This window comes from Streptomyces sp. SCL15-4 (assembly GCF_033366695.1).
Classification (GTDB): Bacteria; Actinomycetota; Actinomycetes; order Streptomycetales; family Streptomycetaceae; genus Streptomyces.
The window spans coordinates 8,088,802-8,109,630 of record NZ_JAOBTQ010000001.1 but is presented as its reverse complement, the minus strand read 5'-3'; the positions used below and the strand labels follow the sequence as shown (position 1 = coordinate 8,109,630).

The 20,829-nt window shown below is 73.8% G+C and carries 15 protein-coding genes; 3 read left to right on the top strand and 12 right to left on the bottom strand.

What is annotated here, in order from left to right; genetic code table 11:
• Positions 1–168 precede the first annotated feature (168 nt).
• The 11 genes from SCK26_RS36500 to dxs all read right to left on the bottom strand — a co-directional run bounded on the left by SCK26_RS36500 (position 169) and on the right by dxs (position 16,952).
• On the bottom strand, positions 169–1,824 hold the full coding sequence (locus SCK26_RS36500; RefSeq protein ID WP_318205671.1) for an ABC transporter ATP-binding protein: 1,656 nt from the start codon (positions 1,822–1,824) through the stop codon (positions 169–171).
• On the bottom strand, positions 1,821–2,735 hold the full coding sequence (locus tag SCK26_RS36495; RefSeq protein WP_318205670.1) for an ABC transporter permease: 915 nt from the start codon (positions 2,733–2,735) through the stop codon (positions 1,821–1,823). Before SCK26_RS36495 ends, SCK26_RS36500 begins: the two co-directional genes overlap by 4 nt.
• Positions 2,732–3,682, bottom strand: a complete 951-nt coding sequence (locus tag SCK26_RS36490; protein ID WP_318205669.1) for an ABC transporter permease — start codon at positions 3,680–3,682, stop codon at positions 2,732–2,734. Before SCK26_RS36490 ends, SCK26_RS36495 begins: the two co-directional genes overlap by 4 nt.
• Positions 3,683–3,975: 293 nt before the next feature.
• Positions 3,976–4,917, bottom strand: a complete 942-nt coding sequence (locus SCK26_RS36485) for an IclR family transcriptional regulator (RefSeq protein ID WP_318205668.1) — start codon at positions 4,915–4,917, stop codon at positions 3,976–3,978.
• A gap of 3 nt (positions 4,918–4,920) precedes the next feature.
• Positions 4,921–5,886 carry a polyprenyl synthetase family protein gene (locus tag SCK26_RS36480; RefSeq protein ID WP_318205667.1) on the bottom strand — a complete coding sequence of 322 codons (966 nt, stop codon included), beginning with the start codon at positions 5,884–5,886 and terminating at the stop codon, positions 4,921–4,923.
• A 306-nt stretch (positions 5,887–6,192) separates the two neighbouring features.
• Positions 6,193–7,539 carry an NtaA/DmoA family FMN-dependent monooxygenase gene (locus SCK26_RS36475; protein WP_318205666.1) on the bottom strand — a complete coding sequence of 449 codons (1,347 nt, stop codon included), beginning with the start codon at positions 7,537–7,539 and terminating at the stop codon, positions 6,193–6,195.
• 37 nt (positions 7,540–7,576) lie between these two features.
• A complete protein-coding gene (locus tag SCK26_RS36470) occupies positions 7,577–9,208 on the bottom strand; it encodes an ABC transporter substrate-binding protein (RefSeq protein WP_318205665.1) in 1,632 nt (543 codons plus the stop codon).
• A 65-nt stretch (positions 9,209–9,273) separates the two neighbouring features.
• Positions 9,274–10,326, bottom strand: a complete 1,053-nt coding sequence (locus tag SCK26_RS36465; protein WP_318205664.1) for a polyprenyl synthetase family protein — start codon at positions 10,324–10,326, stop codon at positions 9,274–9,276.
• Positions 10,323–12,857: a cytochrome P450 gene (locus SCK26_RS36460; RefSeq protein WP_318205663.1), complete on the bottom strand. Its 2,535-nt coding sequence runs from the start codon at positions 12,855–12,857 to the stop codon at positions 10,323–10,325. The genes SCK26_RS36465 and SCK26_RS36460 overlap by 4 nt, the downstream gene beginning before the upstream one ends.
• A gap of 1,014 nt (positions 12,858–13,871) precedes the next feature.
• The gene (gene ispG / locus SCK26_RS36455) at positions 13,872–15,014 is read right to left on the bottom strand and encodes a flavodoxin-dependent (E)-4-hydroxy-3-methylbut-2-enyl-diphosphate synthase (protein ID WP_318205662.1); all 1,143 of its coding nucleotides are present in this window, start codon (positions 15,012–15,014) and stop codon (positions 13,872–13,874) included.
• A gap of 6 nt (positions 15,015–15,020) precedes the next feature.
• Positions 15,021–16,952, bottom strand: a complete 1,932-nt coding sequence (gene dxs / locus SCK26_RS36450; RefSeq protein ID WP_318205661.1) for a 1-deoxy-D-xylulose-5-phosphate synthase — start codon at positions 16,950–16,952, stop codon at positions 15,021–15,023.
• A gap of 203 nt (positions 16,953–17,155) precedes the next feature.
• On the opposite strand from dxs, the gene SCK26_RS36445 reads away from it, so the two are divergent.
• The 3 genes from SCK26_RS36445 to SCK26_RS36435 are packed head-to-tail and all read left to right on the top strand — an operon-like array spanning position 17,156 to position 20,362.
• Complete coding sequence (locus SCK26_RS36445; RefSeq protein WP_318205660.1) at positions 17,156–17,452, top strand: hypothetical protein; 297 nt, start codon at positions 17,156–17,158, stop codon at positions 17,450–17,452.
• Positions 17,449–18,852, top strand: coding sequence for a cytochrome P450 (locus SCK26_RS36440; protein ID WP_318205659.1), 1,404 nt, complete (start codon positions 17,449–17,451; stop codon positions 18,850–18,852). Before SCK26_RS36445 ends, SCK26_RS36440 begins: the two co-directional genes overlap by 4 nt.
• 49 nt (positions 18,853–18,901) lie before the next feature.
• The gene (locus SCK26_RS36435) at positions 18,902–20,362 is read left to right on the top strand and encodes an MFS transporter (protein WP_318205658.1); all 1,461 of its coding nucleotides are present in this window, start codon (positions 18,902–18,904) and stop codon (positions 20,360–20,362) included.
• A 79-nt stretch (positions 20,363–20,441) separates the two neighbouring features.
• On the opposite strand, the gene SCK26_RS36430 is transcribed toward SCK26_RS36435, so the two are convergent.
• Positions 20,442–20,732 carry a hypothetical protein gene (locus tag SCK26_RS36430; protein WP_318205657.1) on the bottom strand — a complete coding sequence of 97 codons (291 nt, stop codon included), beginning with the start codon at positions 20,730–20,732 and terminating at the stop codon, positions 20,442–20,444.
• Between the last annotated feature and the right edge of the window lie 97 nt (positions 20,733–20,829).

The following is a 20,829-nucleotide window of genomic DNA, read 5'->3' as shown; positions in this document are numbered from 1 at the left end:
GACTCCCGCTCCTGGTCCCGGCCGTACTGCCGTGGCTGCTCGCGGGCGGCGCCTGTGACGAGACGGTCACCCGCGAGCCGGGCACCGGCCGCCGTACGCCCTTGCGCCGCCCGCGGATTCCGATGGGCCGGCCGGGCGCGGCGCGACAACCGGCCGTGTCACGGCGCGTCAGGTGCCGACGGAGCTGTGCCGGCCGCCGGGGACGGCCGCGAGCAGTTCCTTCGTGTACGGCTCGGCCGGCGCGGAGAAGACGGCCTCGGTGGTGCCCGTCTCGATCAGGCGGCCGTGCCGCAGTACGCCGACCCGGTCGGCGATCTGCCGGACCACGGCCAGGTCGTGGGAGATGAAGAGATAGCTCAGGCCGAGGTCGCGCTGGAGGTCGACGAGCAGTTCGAGGATCTGTGCCTGTACCGACACGTCGAGAGCGGAGACGGGCTCGTCGCAGACGACGAGGTCGGGTTCCAGGGCGAGGGCCCGGGCGATCGCCACGCGCTGGCGCTGTCCGCCGGACAGTTCCGCGGGCCTGCGGCCGAGCGCGGAGGCGGGCAGCGCCACGCGCGCGAGGAGGTCGTCCGCGCGCCTCCTGCGTTCCTTGCGGCTGCCGACGCCGAACGCCCGCAGCGGTTCGGTGATCGCGTCCCCGACGGACTGCCGCGGGTCGAGTGAGGCGTAGGGGCTCTGGTAGACGATCTGCATGCGCTGCCGGAGCCGCCGCAGCCGCTCGCCGCGCAGGGCGGTGATGTCCTGTCCGTCGAAGACGACCGTGCCCGATGTGGGCTCGGCGAGGCGGGCCACCAGGCGGGCGGTGGTCGACTTGCCGGAGCCCGATTCGCCGACCAGCGCGAAGGTCTCGCCGCGCCGGACGGTGAAACCGACGTGGTCGACGGCGCGGAGCGTGCGCGGACCGCCCGTCGCCGCGCGCGGGAGCGGGAAGTCCTTCACCAGGCCCTGGGCGGCCACGAGTACGGGTGCGGCGGGAGCGGGCCCGGTGCCGGCCGTGGGTCGGTGCCGTGCCACGAGGCGGTCAGCGGCGAGGCTGGGCGCGGCCGCCAGGAGCCGGCGGGTGTACGGGTGCCGGGGTGTGGCGCGGACCTGCCGGGTCGGGCCGGTCTCGACGACCCGGCCCTCGGCCATGACGACGATACGCCGGGCCCTGTCCGCGGCGATGCCGAGGTCGTGGGTGATCAGCAGGACGGCGGTGCCGGACTCCCGGGTGAGTTCCCCGATGTGGTCGAGGATGCGCCGCTGGACGGTGACGTCGAGGGCGCTGGTCGGTTCGTCGGCGATCACCAGTCGGGGCCGGGCGGCCACCGCGACGGCGATCAGCACCCGTTGGCGCATGCCTCCGGAGAGTTCGTGCGGGTACTGGCGGGCCGTGGTCCCGGGGTCGGGCAGCCCGGCCCGCCGCAGGATCTCCACGGCCTGTTCGGCCGCGGCGTCCCGGTCCGCGAGCCCGTGGATCAGCAGCACCTCGGCGACCTGGGCCCCGACGCGCTGCACCGGGTTGAGCGCCACCATCGGGTCCTGCGGGATCAGCCCGATCGCACGGCCGCGCCGGGCCCGCAGCTCCCTGTCCCGGGCCCGGGCCAGGTCGACGCCGTCGAAGACGATCCGCCCGGCGTCCAGGGTGCCGCCGGCGGGGAGCAGGCCGAGCACGGCGTGCGCCATCGTGCTCTTGCCGGAGCCGGACTCGCCGACCACGGCGACGACCTCACCGGGCCGCACGGTCAGTTCGGCGCCGCGCACGGCTCGTACGACGCCGGACCGGGTGCGGTAGGAGACTTCGAGGCCGCGGACGTCGAGCAGCGGCGGTCCGTCGTTCATCGTGTCTGCCTGCCTTCTCCGTCGAGGGCGCGCGCGATGCGGTTGGCGGCGAGCACAGTGGCCGCGATGGTCAGTCCGGGCAGGATGGTCAGCCACCATGCGGTGGCGAGGTAGTCCCGGCCGCCCGAGACGAGGGCGCCCCACTCGGGGGCGGGCGGGGTGGCGCCGTAGCCGAGGAAGCTGAGCGAGGAGACCTGGAGCACGACGGCGCCGAGGTCGACGGTGGCGTACACGAGGACGGGGCCCGCCGCGTTCGGCAGGACGTGCCGCCACAGGACCGTGAACCAGCGCACGCCGGAGGAGCGGGCCGCCTCCACGTACACCGCGGCGCGCACCCGCAGCACTTCCGAGCGCATGATGCGGGCGAAGCTCGCCACGCTCGTGACGCCCACGGCGATCGCGACCTTGACCGTGCCGAAGCCCAGCGCGGTGACCACGGCCAGCGAGAGCAGCAGGTTCGGGATGGCCAGCAGGACGTCGGCGGCTCTCATCGAGACGGCGTCGACCCAGCCGCCCAGGTAGCCGGCGAGCAGGCCGAGCCCGGAGCCGATCACCAGGCCGACGGCGACGGCGAGCAGCGTGGCCCGCAGCGAGAGGGCCGAGCCGTGCACCACCCGGGAGAACAGGTCGCGTCCCAGTTGGTCGGTGCCGAAGAGATGACCGGCGCCCGGGCTGAGCAGTTTGTCCCGGGGCACTCCGGACAGCGGGTCCTGCGAGGTGAACAGGCCCGGGAAGAAGGCGGATACGAGGACGAGGAGCAGCAGGAGCACCGACAGGACGAGTCCGGGTCGGCGCAGCAGGAAGCCGGCCAGGCGGCGCAGCCGCTGAAGCGTCCGCTGCTGCCGCTCGGGGCCGGAGTACGGCGCACCGGAGCGGCGGGTGAGCGCCTCGGCCTGCGGGAGTCCGGTCATCGGACCACCGCCGCGGCCGTCGTCACCCTCGGATCGAGCAGCGGATGGACGAGGTCGACCGCCAGGTTCGCCAGGACGAACACGAGGGCGCCGAACACCACCAGGCCCTGGACCACCGGGATGTCCTGCGCGCTCACGGCCGTGGCGGTGATCCGCCCCACGCCGGTGCGGGAGAACACCGTCTCCACCACCACCGAACCGGCCAGCAGGTTGCCGACGAGCATGCCCGCCACGGTGAGCGGGGGGATCGCCGCGTTGCGGGCGGCGTGCCGGAAGTGCACCCGGGCCCGGCTCGCTCCCTTGGCCAGGGCGGTCACCACGTACGGTTCGCCGAGGGCGGTGCGCAGGCTCTTGGCGAAGACCTGGGCGATCACCGCGCCGGTGGGCAGGGCCAGCGTGATCGCCGGCAGGACCAGGCTGTCGAGTCCTTCGTTGCCGACGGCCGGCAGCAGTCCCCAGCGGAACGAGACGAGCTGCACGAGCAGCAGACCGACCAGGAACGTCGGCGCGGACACGCCCAGGGCGGGCAGCGACAGCAGCGCCTGACGCAGCCAGGGCCTGCGGGTGTATGTGCCGAGCAGGGCCGTGCCCGCGCCGAGGGCCAGGGCCAACAGCAGCGCTGCGGAGGCGAGTCGGAGGGTGTCGGGCAGGTTCGTGGCGATCATGTGCGTGACGCGGTCGCCGCTGCGCACCGAGGTTCCGAAGTCGCCGTGCAGCGCGTTCCACAGCATGCCGCGATACTGCTCGGAGACCGGTTTGTCGAGGCCGTACTGCCTTTTCAGTTCGGCGAGTTGCTCCGGTGCGACGGCGTTCGTCTCGCCGCCGCCCGCCGCCATCACGGACACGGGGTCGCCGGGCAGCAGGTAGAGCACGGCGAACGACAGTGTGAACGCGGCCCACAGGACGAGGACGGCCTGGATCAGGCGGCGTACCAGATAGGTCGTCATGACGGCCGCGTGCCGTGGAACCGGAGCCGCGAGGCGAAGGCCGGTCCGCCACCCGGGCACGGGCCGGCGACGCCGGACGAGGAGCGGGCGCCGGCCGCCGGGGCCGGCGTGGTGACGGCGGCGAAGGGGGCCGGGGCACGGCGGCGCCTGGGCAGGGGTGCGGGCATCGGCGGGGGTCTCCAGGGCGGGAAGGACGGGGCCGGGCACGGTGACGGCCGGTGCGGGCGGGCGAGGCTGCGGTCGGGGCGGGCGGAAGGTCTGTCATGCCTGACAGGCCGTCGGAGCGGCGGCGGTCATAAGGGAGTTACGGGGGGCAGTTCGTGCACCGTGGCGTCGGTGCCGCAGACCGTCGCGGCGAGCGCGCGCGAGGCCTCGTAGGCGACGCGCCGCAGTTCCCGTGCGGTGCGTTCGACGTCGAGCCGGTGGGCGGGGCCGCAGACCGAGACGGCGCCGGCGAGAGTGCGGCCGCGCCCCCACAGCGGGACCGCGACGCAGGTCACACCCTGCTTGAACTCGCACTGGTCCACGGCGACTCCGCGTCCGCGCACCTGGTCCAGCTCGGTCCGCAGGAGTGTCCCGGTGGCGAGGGTGCGGGAGGTGACGGCGGGCAGGTCGCCCGCGAGGCCGCGGCTGTGCAGGGACTCGTCGGTGAAGGCGAGCAGCGCCTTGCCCAGCGCGGTGGCGTGCAGCGGCAGGATGCTGCCGATCCGCAGCGGCAGCGGCGCGCTGCGGTGGCCGTACAGCCGCTCCAGGCAGAGCACGCCTTGTTCGCGCAGCACGCCGAGGTGGACCGCCTCGTCCGTGAGCCGGTACAGGTCCAGGAGGTAGGGCAGGAGCTGGTCGCGCAGGGCCTGGGTACGCACGCACGGGGTCTGGGCGACGATGTCGACGATGCGCCGGCCCAGCCGGTATCCGCCGGTGGGGTGGTCGGCGAGGCCGAGTCCGGTGAGCAGCCCGAGGATGCGGTGGGCGGTCGTCTTGGACAGGCCGGTGCGGCGGGCGAGTTCCGACACGCCGATCACCTTGCCGTCGCCGGGCAGGTGCTCCAGGACGAGGAAGGACTTCTCGACGGCGCCGGGGCCGTCGTTGGCGGCGCCGACCGCCGTGGCGATCACCGCGCGCGCCGTGGTGTCGGTGCGCACCGTGGTGCCGAGCGTGGTCGTGGAGGAGGTCATCGTCATCCCTGAGGAGGCGGAGGCCGTCGCGCGCGGGTGGCCGGGGACGGAGGTGGTCACGGTTCAGTGCGTCCGCTCGACGGCGGACCGGACCAGGGCGGACAGCTGCCGCGCGGCTTGCGGTGCGACGCTGACGGCGTCGACGGTCCGCAGCACCTCGTCGAGCCGGTGCCGGGCCGTCTCGCGGGTGCGGGCCACGCCGCCCGCGCGTGCCGCGAGGTCGGCGACCCGTCGTCCGGTGGCCTCGTCGAACCGCGCGCCACCGTGCTCGGCACACGCCTCGGCGAGCAGGTCCGCCAGTTCACCGGCGGTGCCGTCGGCCGCCTCCAGTGCGTACAGGACCGGGTACGACAGCGGCCGCGGGCGGCCGGTGCCGAGCGCGGCCAGGTCGTCGGCGGCGTGCAGGGCGACGCCCAGCTCGCGGCCCGCGACGGTGAGCCGGCACACGACGTCGGGAGGCGCGCCGCCGAGCCGGGCGCCGATCCCGGCCGCGCAGCCGAGCAGCGCGCCGCGGGTGCGGGCCGAGGCGGCGGTGTACGCGCCGACGGTCACGGTGTCCGGGCGGCCGTGGAGGGCCGCGGCCGCCGCTTCGCCGTGGACGAGGTCGACCAGAGCGGAGGACAACAGCGACAGGCACGTGGTCTCCGCGAGGGTGCGCAGCGCGAGGGCGAGGAATCCGTCGCCGGCGAGGACGGCCGGGCCGACGCCGCGGACCGGTCCGCCCGGTTTCGGTCCGGCACCGGTGATCCCGCGGTGGGTGCGGGCGAAGAGGCGGGCCAGTTCCACGGCGACGGCGCCGGGCACCGCGTCCCAGGCCCGCCCGCCCACGGCCGCGGCGCTCAGCAGCGCGAGGGCCGGGCACAGTCCGTGATCCTCTTCGGCGCCGGGGCGGGCACAGCCGCCCGCGGCCGCCCGGACGACGTCGGGGTGCAGGCGCCCGACGACCTCGCGCAGAGCGGGACGCACCATCGCGCGGTACGCCTCGGTGGTGTGCGAGGAGTCGGTCAGCGTGGAATTGCTGTCTGCCATGCGAACCTCACTTGGCGACGGATCGCCGGTCGTACCGGCAGTGGCGCGGGGAATGAACACTCGGTCGACGCATAGCGCAACGCCCTTTAAAGCCAAGGGCTTTGGGGACGGGTCAAATATCACACGCCTGTCGGACGAGTGTCCACCGCGCTTCTCCGCGTGTTTTCCCGGACGGATTGCCTCCGGCCGGAATGCCGCCGTGAGCCGCCCGATTCGTTACCCGGCAGGCCCGCATGACCAGCTCCTTTCCCCGGCCCGCGGAGGAATGCATCGTTCCGGGAAAACATGGGTCGAAGGGTGCTCGTCTCAGCCCGTGATCGCCGTCGCGGGGTGGCGTCCGGGCAGCGGGAGGCCGTAGTGCGCGCGCAGGGTGGAGCCCCGGTACTCCGTGCGGAACAGACCGCGGCGTCGCAGGACCGGCACGACCTCGTCCACGAGCGCCGGCAGTCCGTCGGCGAGCACGTCCGGCATGAGGTTGAAGCCGTCGACGGCCCGCGACTCGAACCAGAGCTGGATCCGGTCCGCGACCTGCTCCGGCGTGCCCACGACGTGGAAGTAGCCGGCACCCAGGCCGCGGCTGAGCAGATCGCGCACCGTCAGGCCGCGCTCGGCGAGCCGCCTCGCCCGTTCCTCCGCCTCTCCCCCGCCCGCCGGCGGGGCCGCGCGCAGCAGGCGGGCCGGGACGGGGCTGTCGAGGTCCAGGGCCGTGGAGGGCACGCCCAGCCGGCCGGCCAGAGTGACCAGTTCGCCGCTCCGGTCGCTCAGGTCGGCGAGCTGGTCACGGCGCCGCCACGCCTCTTCCTCGGTACCGCCGACGGTCGTACGCAGGCCGGGCAGAACCCGGATGGCCTGCGGGTCACGTCCGAACGCGGCGGCCTGTGCGCGCAGTCGGGCGGTGGCGGCGCCGGCGGCGGCCAGGTCCTCGGGCGCGGCGAACACGGCGTCGGCGAACCGGGCGGCGAGCTCGCGCCCCTCGACGCCGCCGCCCGCCTGGAAGATCACCGGGTAGCCCTGCGGCGAGCCCGGCAGGGTGAGCGGCCCGTGCACGGTGAAGTGCGCGCCCTCGTGGCGCAGCGGCCTGATCCGGTCCGGGTCGGCGAACCGGCCCGTCGCCCGGTCGGCGAGCACCGCGTCGCTTCGCCAGCCCTGCCACAGTTCGCGGACGACGTGCACGAACTCGTTGCCGCGCGCGTAGCGCTGCGCGCGGGTGGGTTCACCGGCTCCGAAGTTGCGTGCGGAGTGCGCGTTGTAGGTGGTCACCGCGTTCCAGGCGACCCGTCCGCCGCTCAGCACGTCGAGGCCGAGGAAGCGGCGGGCGATGTTGTAGGGCTCGTTGTACGTGGTGGACGCCGTGCCGATGAGCCCGATGTGGGTCGTCTCGCGGGCGATGGCGGTGAGCAGCAGGGTCGGCTCGATGCCGTTGTACGGCGGGACGTCCGCGACGTTCTGCACGATGCCCGGCGAGTCCGCGAGGAACACCGCGTCGAGCAGTCCTCGTTCGGCGGTCCTGGCCGCTCGCACATAGGAGTCGACGTCGAGGAAGGACAGCGGGTCGGCGGCCGGCCAGCGCCAGGCGCCGGGATGCAGTCCGAGGCCGCCGAGGATGTTGACGTTGAGGTGGAGCTGGCGTGCGGGGGCGTCGACGGTGGCCATGGTCGGGTTTCCTCTCCGGGCCGGTCTGGTCGGACGTTCAGGACAGCCAGGCGTGCGCGAACAGCGGGCGCGAGGCGGCGTCGAAGGTGATGCCGTGCACCTTCTTGCCGACGCCGACGACGGTCCGGGACTCGTACAGCGGCAGCGCGTAGGCGTCCGCGACCAGCAGCCGCTGTGCCGTACGCAGATGCCGCGCGCGGGCCTTCGGATCGAGGTCGGCCGACTGCGCGTACAGCGCGTCGCGCAGCGGTCCCGCGCCCAGGCGGACCACGTCGAGTCCCTTCGGCGTGTAGTAGTTGCGCAGAATGTCGGGGTCGGCGGTCGAGGCGTTGCCGAGGGCCAGGTCGTACGCGCCCGTCCGGAAGGTCTCCAGGGCGCGTGAGAGCGGCACGGTCTTGATGGTCAGGGCGACACCGACCGCCTTGAGCTGCTGCTGGACGAGTTCGAGGGCCGACTGGGCGGGGCCGGAGCCGGCTCCGAACCAGACGGCGGTGAGGGCGAGCCGTCTGCCGTCCTTGGCGCGCACCCCGTCGGCGCCCGGGCGCCAGCCGGCCCCGTCCAGCAGGGAGCGCGCGGCGGTCCGGTCGGTGGCGAGGTAGGAGCCGACGTCGGCGAAGTGCGGCGTGGTGGAGGCGAGGGCGCTGCGGGCCGTGCGGTAGTCGGGGGTGTACACCGTCCGGACGATCTCGTCCCGGTCGATGGCCTTCTGCAGCGCACGGCGCACCGCGGGGTCCTTGGTGGCGGGGCGCGCCGCGTTCACGTTGAGGCTCTGGACGAGGCCGGGCACGGGCCGCGCGAGCAGCGGCAAGCCCGTGGTCCTGAGGGTCTGCTCGTCCTGCGGCGGGACCGCGGCGACCGCGTCGAACTCTCCGGACTGCAGGCCGCCGACGCGCACCCGGGTCTCCGGGACCACCTTGAGGACGAGCCGGTCGAGGCGGGCGCGGGTGGAGGAGCCCTGGGTCGCCGTGCCGGGTGCCACTCGCGACGGCCAGGCGTAGCCCTTGCGGGCCCGCTGGACGACCTGCTGGTTCGGGGTGAAGCGGTCAAGGGTGAAGGGGCCGCTGCCCACGACGCCCTTGGTGCAGCGGTCCGCCGCGGAGCGCCGGGCCGTGGCCGGGCTCACCACTGCCAGGCTCACCGATGAAGTGGCCGCCAGGAATTGGGCGTTGGGACGTTCGAAGTCGAAGCGGACGGTGTCCGGGCGCACCACGACGACGCGCCGGAAGCCGGTCAGATAGGTGGTCGCCTGGACGGCCTTCCCGCCCAGCCGGCGCACGCCGTCGAAGCTCTCCTTGACGGCACGGGCGTCGAGCGGGCTGCCGTCGCTGAAGGTGACGCCGTGGCGCAGGGTGAACGTGTAGCTCCTGCCCCGGTCGCCTGTCCGCCACTTCGTGGCCAGCCAGGGGACGATGTGTCCGGTGTCCGGGTCCTGGTCGGTGAGGGAGTCGGCGAGTCCGCGTGCGGCGGTGAGTTCGTCGCCGTTGCCCGCCTGCTGCGGATCGGCGCAGGCGATGTCGGCGCCGACGGCGTAGGTCAGGGTGCCGCCGTTGCGCGGCGGTCCGTCGTCACCCGCCGCCTGGCCGCCTCCGGAACAGCCGGCGAGCACGGCGGTCGCGGCGAGCGCGGCCAGCGCCGCCGTGGTGCGTGGCGCTCGGCTGCGCACGGGCATGGGGAACTCCTCGGGGTCTGTGCCGCGGTTCGTGTCCTGGTGCGGCGGGAAGTGCGGCGGGACGTTCAGTGGGTGCGGGTGACGGCGAACGCGGCGAGGGCGCCGAGCGCCTCGGCGGCGGCGTGGTCCGTGGCGACCCGGTCGAGCGCGCGGCGGGCCCGGCGCAGGTGGCGTTCGGCGAGCGCGGAGGTGAGAGCACGTCCTCCGGCCGTCTCGATGGCACGGGCCGCCTCGTGCAGGGACGCGTCGTCGCCGAGCAGACGGGGCAGGCGCTCGCCGGCCGGGGTGCCGGAGGCGAGGGCGGCGACGACCGGCAGGGTCTTCTTGCGTTCCCGCAGGTCGTTGCGGACCGGCTTGCCGGTCAGCGCCGGGTCGCCCCAGACGCCGAGCAGGTCGTCGACGGCCTGGAAGGCGAGGCCGACGTCCCGGCCCGTCCGGTCGAGGGCGGCGACCGTGTCCGGCGGGGCGCCGCCGAGCAGCGCGCCGAGCCCGGCGGCGCAGCCGAGCAGGGAGCCGGTCTTGCCGACGGCCATCGCGGTGTACTCCTCGACGCTCACCGCGCCGGGACCGGTCCAGGGCCGGGTCTCGAAGGCCACGTCGGCGGCCTGCCCGTTGACGAGTTCCACCAGGGCGGTGGTGAGCAGGTCCATCGCGGCGGTCCTGGCCGGCTCGGGGGCCGCGGCCGCGAGGGTGTCGACGGCGAGTACGAGCAGGGCGTCACCGGCGAGGACGGCGGGTCCGACGCCGTACGCCTTCCAGACGGTGTCCCGGTGCCTGCGCCGCTCGTCGCCGTCCATGATGTCGTCGTGCACCAGCGAGAAGGCGTGCACCAGCTCGACGGCGACCGCGCCGGGCACGGCCGCCTCTGCCGGGGCCCCGACCGCCTCGGCGGCGAGCAGCGCGAACGCGGGCCGCAGCCCCTTGCCCGCGGCACCGGCCCGCGGTGTCCCGTCCACGTCCTGCCAGCCGAACGTGTAGGCCGCCATGGCGCCGACATCGGGGGCGAGGCGTGCCACGGCGGCGCGCAGGGCGGGGGTGACCAGGGTCCGGCAGCGTTCCAGTGTGTCGGTGACGGCCGCGGCGGCGACGAGTCCGGCCGGTCCGGCCGCCGTGCTCACCGGCTGCCCTCGCGGCCGAGACCGGCCCGGGCCCGGGCCGGCTCGCGCGGCTCGGGCACCATCGGCAGCGGTCCGGTGCCGAGCGATGCGCGCGGCACGGCGGTGCCGGCCCGGGTGCCCGGTACGGCGCGCAGCCGCCAGCGGGCGGCGATCCCGGCGAGCGTGATGGTGGTCTCCGCCATGCCGAGGCTGTCCCCGATGCACTTGCGACTGCCGCCTCCGAAGGGCAGGTTGTAGCCGCGTGGCAGCCGGTCGGCGTGCTCGGGCAGCCACCGGTCCGGGTCGAAGCGCCCGGGGTCGGGGTAGACGGACGGGTTGTGGCCGAGGGCGTAGGGGCTGTACAGGACCGTGGTGCCGGGTGCCAGTGCCTGTCCGGCGAGTTTCGTCGCGCGGGTCGTGGTCCGGGTCAGCAGCCACGCGGGCGGGTACATCCGCAGCGTCTCGGTGATGAGCCGGCCCGTGAAGTCGAGCCGGTGCAGGTCGTCGAAGCCGGGGGTGCGCCCTTCCAGCACGGTGTCCAGTTCTTCGTGCAGCCGGCGCTCGAGCTCGGGATGGGTGGCGAGGATGTGGAAGACCCAGGCCATGGTGTTGCCGGTGGTCTCGGTCCCGCCGATGAGCAGCGTCATGACCTGGTCGTGGATCTCCTCGTCCGACAGCCCCTTGCCGGTCTCCTCGTCCCGGGTGTTGACGAGGATCGACATGAGGTCGCCGGTGTCGACGGAGCCGGCCGCGCGGTACGACTCGACGGTGCGGCGGATCAGCCGCCGCATCCGGATGCGCACCTGCTCGAAGTCCCGGTTGTGCGCGGTCGGCAGCTTCTCCTGGAGGCCGGTCGGAGCGACCATGCGCTTGTAGACGCCACGCATGATCACGGGCATGCAGTACGCGACCTCGTCGAGAGCGGCGCGGTCGGCCGTGGTGGCGAACATGGTGCGGGCGGTGATCTTCAGGGTGAGGCCGTGCATGACCTCGCTGACGTCGAGCGCCTCTCCCTCGCGCCAGGAGGCCAGCTCGCTTTCCACCTCTTCGCCCATCAGCGCGATGTAGCCGGGCACGCGGCTGGGATGGAAGGCGGGTTGCAGCATGCGGCGCTGGCGCCGGTGCGGCTCCCACGCGGAGGAGACCAGGCCGTCGCCGACCAGAAGCCGTGCCTTCTCGAAGAGCGGGCCGCCCTTGTCGAAGGTGCGGGAGTCGGTGAGCACCTGCTGGGCCAGCTCCCAACCGTGCGCCAGATAGGCGCGCTTGGGCCCGAGTCGCAGTTCGACCAGGTCCGCGTCGGGGGGCAACTCGGCCAGGAACTTCAGCGGGTCGCGCCACAGCGGCAGGGCGTGTCCGAGGACGGGGAGCGCGCCGCCCGGGCTGACCGTCCGCCACTCCCGGTCGGGGCGCGCGGTACGCCGGGAGGCCGGGGCGGGATCGGTCGCCACCCGGTGCGAGGCGGCCGCGCGCAGCTTGCCGAGCGCCGCCGCCTCGTCGGGCCGCGGGCCCTCGTCCGTGGCGGTGTGGGGGCGGTCGCGGAAGCGGGTGACGGGCGCGTTCAGGTCGAGCCAGCCGGAGGTGGTGCCGTCCCACACCGAGCCGTCGCCGTAGTAGCGCGGCGTCAGGTACTCGAACTCCTGGCTGCCGCCCATCAGATGGTCGACGGCACGAAGGTAGCGGCGCAGGTCGTCGCGGTCGCCGAGCGGCCCGGCGAGCAGGGCGTCCCGTTCCGCGATGTACGCCTTCTCGTGTTCCCCGACCCGCGCGCACAGCCGGTCCACGGCTTCCTGGAGTCCGAGGCCCTCCTGCTCGGTGAGGACGCGCACCACCGTCATCTTGTCGTCCTGGGCGTGCTCCTTGCGCCAGGACAGCAGGTCGTTGATGAGGATCATCTGCCGGCGGCAGTGCAGGTGGAGCCCGGTCAGCTGCGGCAGCAGGTCGGTCATGTCGACCTCGGCGCCGTACTCCGTCATCAGCTCGATGAAGTCGCAGCCGAAGCTGTCGAGGCGCACCTCCAGGCACGTCTCGTAGTCGGGCACCTCGTCGGACAGCTTGGCCTGGATCTCGGTGGCGCAGCCGCGCAGGAAGGCCTCCAGGCTCAGCGCGAACCGGCGCACCTGGCCTGCGCTGAGCCCGGGGCTGATCCGCCGCCACAGGTCCTGTCCAGCGCGGCCGTAGGGAAAGCCGGGGTCCGTGGGCAGGTCGCCCTCGAAGTCGGAGAGGATGCGGGCGAAGACCTCGCGGGCGGCCGTCGCGCTCGCGCCGAGCGCGGAGCGGTCGGAGACGAAGGAGTCGATCACCGTCACGTACTGGTACCAGTCGGCGATGTCGAGCGCCCGCTGGTAGGTGGCCTCCGGCACGGTCAACGGGCCGTAGATGCCGTTGCGTTGACGCAGGAAATACAGCAGGTCGGGTTCGCCGGGGAACGTGTCGGCGAGAAACCGGCGCACCCAGCCGTTCGAGGCGATCTCTATCTGCGCGGCCTGCGGGTGATAGGCGTAGGGCAACAGGCGCGGGAGTTCCGGCATGAAGAATTCCGTAGGGTTCGACATGCGGTGTGGATCCTTTCTCGGGTGAGGCGCTGATTCCGGTCGCGCAGTCCGTGTGAAATTCCCTCTGCGCCACATCCGTCGAGCGCTGAATACCAGGCGCGTTCGATTCGCTGAATCTCTCCCACGTTCAGATGTCCGGATGCTAAGCATGCTGTTCGAGGCCTGTACATGGGCCGTTCCGCGGTGCGGAACGGTGGTTGAGCGGGGCCCGGCGAAGGGTTGCCGAGAAGTCACGACCGACAATTGCCCTTCCGTTTCTTCCTCCGAGCCGGGCCCCTCGTTCGGCCGCCGCCGCCCGCTGACGCCGTCGTTCACGCCGCGCCGTGCCGAGCGCGGGCGCCCGCTCCCGGAGGAGGTCACCGTCAGCCCGCCGAACGGCATCAAACGGGGCGCGGAGACCACGACCACGACGGCCGGCCCGGTTCTGCTCATCCGGCTCGACGACGGCCGCGCCCGGTGGGAGAAGCTGCGCTTGCGGCCGGACGGAGTGCGCGGTCCCGGCAGTCGGCCGGAGCGGCTTACGGTGGCCTGCCGCCGGCGGGGCCGGGCTCCTGGCGGCAGCGCGCCTTGCGTACGGCAACGGGGGGAAGCCGTGCGCGGGGTGGCGGCGGTGCGGGGCGCGATGACGGACGTGCCCGCTGTCGTCCGGCACGGTGCGGGCCGGGCGGCCGGTGCTGCTCGCCATCGACTCGGCGCCGGACGACGTGGACGCCCGTCGCGACGTGCGCACGGTACGCGCGGCCGCGGCGAACCCGAGGGCTTCGCCAAGCGGCTCGCCTTCGGCGCCGGGTGCGCTCCCGCCCGGGCGTGCCGCTCACCCGGGCGTCCCTCGGGACCGGCCCCTGCGGCTCATGGAGGGGCTGCCGGTGCCGCGCCTCGCGGCCGGTCCGGCGCGGCCGGGGTGGACCGACGGCGAGAAGGGCGTCTCGCCGCTGGAGCTGCCGGTCACCTGGTGGGCGGACTGACAACGAGCCGCCCGGTCCGCACCGGCGGCCCTCCTCCCGCGCGCGCCCCTCAGCCCGCGGCTTCGTCCGGCAGGTCGAGCCCGCGCCGCCGGGCCAGCGTGAGCGCCTCCTCGATCAGCGTCTCGACGATCCGCGCCTCGGGCACGGTCCGTACGACCTCGCCCTCCACGAAGATCTGCCCCTTGCCGTTCCCGGAGGCGACGCCGAGATCGGCCTCGCGGGCCTCACCCGGACCGTTCACGACGCACCCCATGACCGCGACGCGCAACGGAAGGCTGAGCCCGTCCAAGGCGGCCGTGACCTCCTCGGCGAGCCGGTAGACGTCGACCTGGGCCCGGCCGCAGGAGGGGCAGGAGACGATCTCCAGACCGCGTTCGCGCAGGCCGAGCGACTCCAGGATCTGGGTGCCGACCTTGACCTCCTCCACGGGCGGCGCGGACAGCGAGACGCGGATGGTGTCGCCGATCCCCTCGCTGAGCAACGCCCCGAAAGCGACAGCCGACTTGACGGTGCCCTGGAAGGCCGGTCCCGCCTCGGTGACGCCCAGGTGCAGCGGGTAGTCGCAGCGCCGGGAGAGCAGCCGGTAGGCCGCCACCATCACGACCGGGTCGTTGTGCTTCACGGAGATCTTGATGTCGCGGAAGCCGTGCTCCTCGAACAACGAGCATTCCCATAGCGCCGACTCCACGAGCGCCTCCGGAGTCGCCCGGCCGTACTTGGTGAGCAGCCGAGGGTCCAGGGAGCCCGCGTTCACTCCGATCCGGATGGGCACACCCGCGTCGGACGCGGCCCGAGCGATGTCCTTGACCCGGTCGTCGAACTTCTTGATGTTGCCGGGGTTCACCCGCACGGCCGCGCAGCCCGCGTCGATGGCCGCGAACACGTACTTCGGCTGGAAGTGGATGTCGGCGATCACCGGGATCGGCGACTTCCGGGCGATGGCGGGCAGAGCGTCCGCGTCGTCCTGCGAGGGGCAGGCGACGCGGACGATCTGGCAGCCGGCGGCGGTGAGTTCGGCGATCTGGCGCAAGGTGGCCTCGACGTCGGCGGTCACCGTCGTGGTCATCGACTGGACCGACACCGGCGCTCCACCGCCCACCGGTACGGGGCCCACCTGGATGCGCCGGGTCGGCCGCCGCTCGGCCAGCGGGCGCGCCGGCAGCTCGGGCAGGCCCAGGGTCACTCCGGTCACGGGCGATCACGCTCCTTCGGTGAGGGCGGTGAGCCGGCCCGCGGTCGCGGTCCCCGGGACGAGCCGGCCGTACGCAGTGCGCACCGCTGCCGCCAGTTTCTGCTCCGTCAGGCCGAGTTCCTCGAGGATCCGGTCGCGTGAAGCGTGGTCGAGGAAGCGTCGCGGGACCCCGTGCACGCGTACCGGCACATCGACGTCCGCGTCGGCGAGGGCCTGTGCGATGGCCGAACCCACGCCGCCGGTACGGCTGTTGTCCTCCACCGTGACCACGAGCCGGTGGCTGAGCGCGAGGTCGACGAGGGCCGGGTCCACCGGGGTGACCCAGCGCGGGTCGACGACGGTGACGCCGGGACCGCCTCCGGCGCTGATCCGCCCGGCGGCCCCCAGGCAGGCGCCGGCGGTCGCGCCGACGGCCACGAGGAGGACGTCGGCGGGCTCGGTGCCGGCGCGCGCGAGGACGTCGAGCGGTCCGTGCCGGCCGACGGCCGGGATGTCGGCGGGCACCGTGCCCTTGGGGAAGCGGACGACGGTCGGCCCGTCCGTGACCTCGACCGCCTCGCGCAGTTCGGCCCGGAGCGTGGCCGCGTCGCGTGGGGCGGCGACCCTGAGCCCGGGCACGACCTGGAGCACGGACAGGTCCCAGACGCCGTTGTGGCTGGGCCCGTCGTCGCCGGTGATCCCGGCCCGGTCCAGGACGAGGGTCAGGGCGGCCCGGTGCAGTGCGGCGTCCAGCAGCACCTGGTCGAAGGCACGGTTGAGGAAGGTGGCGTAGAGGGCGACGACGGGGTGCAGTCCTCCCATGCTCATGCCGACGGCCGCGGTGACCGCATGCTGTTCGGCGATGCCCACGTCGAAGACCCGCCCGGGGTGGGCCGCGGCGAACCCGTCCAGGCCGACGGGCCCGCGCATGGCGGCGGTGAGGGCGACCACGTCGGGGCGCCGGTGCCCGATCCCGGTCAGCTCCTCGCCGAACACCGAGGTCCAGGATCGGCCGCCCGTGGACCGCGGCCGGCCGGTCGCCGGGTCGACCACGCCGATCCCGTGGAACCGGTCCGCCTCGTCGCGCTCGGCGGGCCCGTAGCCCTCGCCCTTGCGGGTCAGGGCGTGCACGATGACCGGCCCGTCGAACTCCCGGGCCTGGGCGAGCGCGGTCCGCAGCGCCGCGAGGTCGTGGCCGTCGACCGGGCCGAGGTACTTGAGCCCGAGGTCCCCGAACAGGGCCTGCGGCGCGGCCAGGTCCTTCAGTCCCTCCTTCATCCCGTGCAGTCCCCGGTAGACGGCTCCGCCCGCGACCGGGATTCCGTACGCGGCGCGTTTGCCGGCCCGCAGGACCTGCTCGTACGCGGAGGTGGTGCGCAGCCGGCCCAGGTGTTCGGCGAGGCCGCCGACGGTCGGGGCGTAGGAGCGGCCGTTGTCGTTGACGACGATCACGAGATTGCGGGGCCGGCCCGCCGCGATGTTGTTGAGCGCCTCCCAGGCCATGCCGCCGGTCAGGGCGCCGTCGCCGACGACCGCGACCACATGCCGGTCGGTGCGGCCGGTGAGCGCGTCGGCCTTCGTGAGGCCGTCGGCGTAGCTGAGGGCGGTCGAGGCGTGCGAGTTCTCGATGTGGTCGTGGGCGGACTCGGCCCGCGCGGGATAGCCGGACAGGCCGCCCCGGGCGCGCAGCCGGCCGAAGCCCGCGGCCCGGCCGGTGAGCAGTTTGTGGATGTACGTCTGGTGCCCGGTGTCGAAGAGCAGGGCGTCGCGCGGCGAGTCGAACTCCAGGTGCAGCGCGAGGGTCAGCTCCACGACCCCGAGGTTGGGCCCCAGGTGTCCCCCGGTCCGTGTCACCGTGGCGACGAGGAACTCTCTTATCTCGGAGCCGAGTTCGGCCAGTTGCGCTCGGTCCAGGCGGGCGAGGTCGTGCGGTCCGCGAAGGGTCTCCAGGAGGGTCATCGGGCTCCTTGTCCACGGCGGTGCACGGCGTAACACGGAGGTGCTGGGCGGTCCACGGCGTGCGGAAGCGCCATCAAAGCGCCGCGCGGGCGGCGCCGCAGTCGCTCGTTCCGCCTGACGGAACACGGACCTGCGCGGCGTCGGCGGAAGTTCCTAGCGTGGTGCGGGCGGCGCGGGATCGAGCAGCCGCACCGGGAGGACGGATGGCGGACAGGCCGGCGCAGGTACCGCCGCATGCCGCGGGGCGGTGCGCGGCACAGGCGCGCGCGGCGGGCGTCAGCGCCGCGCGGGCGGCCCGGAGCCCGCGCACGGTGCTGCCCGCCGGTCCCACCGCCCTCGCCGGGGCCCGCACCGGCCTCACCGCGGGCGCGTCCACGGCGCCGGGCCTCGCCGACGGGGTCGTGGCGGCCCCGCGCGCGCTCGGCCCGGCCGAGGTGGCCGGCCGGCGACTCGCCGTGGAGACCGCGACGTTCGCACTGCCCAAGGAGCTGAGCCGATGACGGCCACCACCACCCCCGCACCCACGATCGCCAAGGCGCCCGGCCGCGTGCCGCTGCTCGGCCATGTGATCCAACTCCTGACCCGTCCGAGGGAGTTCTTCAACGGCTTGCGCGACAGCGGCGACGTCGTGACCATCGGGCTCGGCCCCGCCCGTGCCTATGTGGTCAACAACCCCGCCCTGGTGCACCAGATCCTCACCAAGGACGTCCGCAAGCTCGACAAGGGCGTGGCCTACGAGAAGTCGGCGCCGTTCCTCGGCGACGGTCTGCTGAACTCCTCCGAGCCCACGCACATGGCCCACCGGCGGCTGCTCCAGCCGGCCTTCCACCACCACCGCATCGCCGACTACTCCCGCCACATGCGCGAGGCGGTCGCGGAGCGGACGGCCCGGTGGCGGGACGGGCAGACGCTCCGCCTCGACCAGGAGATCCACGGCTACGCGGTGACGGTGGTGTGCCGCGCGCTGTTCTCCTCCGGCCTCGGCGACACGGTCGCCGACGAGGTGGAGAACTCGCTGCCGGTCCTCCTCGAAGGGGTCAAGCGACGGATCGCGTTCCCGGTCGGCTGGCTGGAGAAGCTGCCCACACCGGCCAACCGCCGCTTCGAGCGGGCCCGCGAGCGCCTCGGCTCGACGCTCGGCGGTGTCATCCGCGAGTACCAGCGGGTGGGCGGCGAGGAGGGCGACCTGATGGCGCTGCTACTCGCCGCGCGCGCCACGGACGACTCCCCGGCGCCGGACGAGGGCACCCCGTCCGGCCATGGGCGCACCTACCGGCTCACCGACGAACAGATCCACGACGAGGCGATGGCCCTGTTCCTCGGTGGTGTGGAGACCGCCCGTGACGTGCTGAGCTGGGCCTGCCATCTGCTGGCCGAACACCCGGATGTCCAGGCCGAGTTGGCCGCAGAGGTGGACCGGGTGCTGGCCGGCGGCCGGGCCCTGGGCCACGACGTGCTGCCCGAACTCGACCTGACCCGCCGGGTCCTGAACGAGGCACTGCGGCTCTACCCGCCGGCCTGGCTGCTCACCCGCCGCACCCTCACCGACCTCGACCTGGCCGGCCACCACGTCCCGCCGGGCCAGAACGTGCTGTTCTCCCTGTACACCATCCAGCGCGACCCCGGGATCTACGCACGCCCCGACGCCTTCGAGCCGGACCGCTGGGCCGGTGCGGCCGGTGCGGCGCTCCCCCGCACGTCGTTCCTGCCGTTCGGCGCGGGCAACCGCGGCTGCATCGGGGAGCCCTTCGCCTGGGAGGAGATGCTGATCTTCCTGGCCGCCGTGACCCACGACTGGACCCTGCATTCCGTGCCCGGCCACCGCATACGCCCGGCCCGCTCACCGATGCTGTCGCCGCGCGACCTGCCGATGACCGTACGGGCCAGAAAACACCCGTAACTCCGCTTCTACGCAACCCCCCTTCGCCCCATCGCCTCCAGGAGCCCCGTTGTCCACCTCAGCGAACCCCTCGGCCGTCGACGCCTCCGACGACCGGCACGCCACCACTCGGGCGGGCCGCCACCCGGGGATCGTGCTGACGCTGCTCGTCACCTGCTACCTCATGATCACCGTGGACAACACGGTCGTCACGATCGCTCTGCCGCAGATCCGCGACTCCCTCGGCTTCTCGCCCACGGGACTGTCCTGGGTGCTCAGCGCCTACACGCTCACCTTCGGTGGTCTGCTGCTGCTCGGCGGGCGCGCCGGCGACGTGTTCGGGCACCGGCGCACGTTCGTGTGGGGCGTCTGGCTGTTCACGGTGTGCTCGCTGCTCGGCGGGCTCGCGACCGAGCCGTGGATGCTGCTGGCCGCACGCGCCGTGCAGGGCGTCGGCGCCGCGATCGCCTCGCCCGGCGGAATGTCCCTGCTGATCACCAACTTCAAGGAAGGGCCCGCGCGCAACCGGGCGCTGGCCGTCTACTCGACGCTGGCCGGGCTCGGCATGGCCACGGGCATGATCCTCGGCGGCGTGCTCACCGAGTGGGCGTCATGGCGCTGGGTGCTGTTCGTCAACGTCCCCTTCGGCCTGGCCGTCGCCCTGCTCACGCCCCGCTACGTCACGGGCTCGCGGCCCCACCCGGGCCGGCTCGACCTGGTGGGCGCGTTCACCGGGACCGCGGGGATGTCGGGGCTGGTGTACGGGTTCATCAGGGTCGGCTCGGACGGCTGGAGCGATCCTCTGGCGCTGGCGGCCTTCGCGGTCGGCGTGGTGCTGCTCGCCGTGTTCCTGACGCTGCAGACACGGGCGGACACCCCGCTGCTGCCGCTCGGCCTGTTCGCCAACCGCAACCGGGCGGCCGGCTATGCGACCGTGCTGCTGAGCATGGCGACGCTGTTCAGCGCCCTCTTCTTCATCTCGCAGTTCTTGCAGGGGCCGCTCCATTTCTCGCCGGTGCGCGCCGGACTGGCGTTCCTTCCCATGGCGCTCGGCATGTTCGGCATGTCCCGCGTGACGCCCAAGCTGCTTCCGCTGCTCGGCGCCCGGGTCCTGATCACCGCGGGCATCGTCCTGGTGACGGCGGGCGCCCTGTGGCTGTCCCGGCTGACCGCCGATTCCTCGTACGCGCTCGGGATCGCTGGCCCCACGGTCCTGCTGGGGATCGGCATCGGCTCGTTCCTGATGCCGCTCAACGCGCTGATCCTGAGCGGTGTCCCGCCCCGGGAGGCGGGCGCCGCCTCGGGCACCATGCAGACGATGCAGCAGGTGGGCGGCGCGCTGGGGCTCGCCGTCCTCGTCACCGTGTACGGCACGGCGCTCGGCGGTTCCCGCACCTCGCGGGCGCTGGCGCACGCCACGGCCGACGCCTTCATCGGAGCGACGGTGTTCGCGGCGGCGGGGCTGCTGCTGGTACTCACGGCGATCCGGGTGCCGAAGCCGCAGGCGCCGTCCGCCGCGCAGGACTCCTGAGCCGACCGGCACCCGCAGGCGCGGCTCCGGCGCACCCGGGGCCGCGCCTGGCGGTCCGGCGGCCGATCGAGTGCGGCGCTCAGCCGGTGTGAGCGGGATGCCCCTGGGTCGGCAACGTGTTCCACGCCAGCGCGAAGACCGGGAAGCCGAGTTCGTCGAGGCGGAGGCGGGCCGTCTTCACCTTCACGTCCTCGGCACCGGTGGCCTCTTCCACCAGGTCGACCACGTAGTACAGGTGGGTGCCGACGAGGGCGTACCAGTTGCGGTTGGGGTGCGGGTCCGAGGAGTCGGCGGGCGCGAGACGGGCCGCGGCAGCCCGAACCCTGTCGGCCGTGAGCCGGTAGGTCACCCCGTCGGCAGTCGGACGCAACAGTCGCTCCCGAGTACTAGTTTGGTCTAGACCAAGCGGGGTACGCTTCTGTCACTGCACATGGCCGCCCACACGGCCATGGAGCCTCTGCTTGACA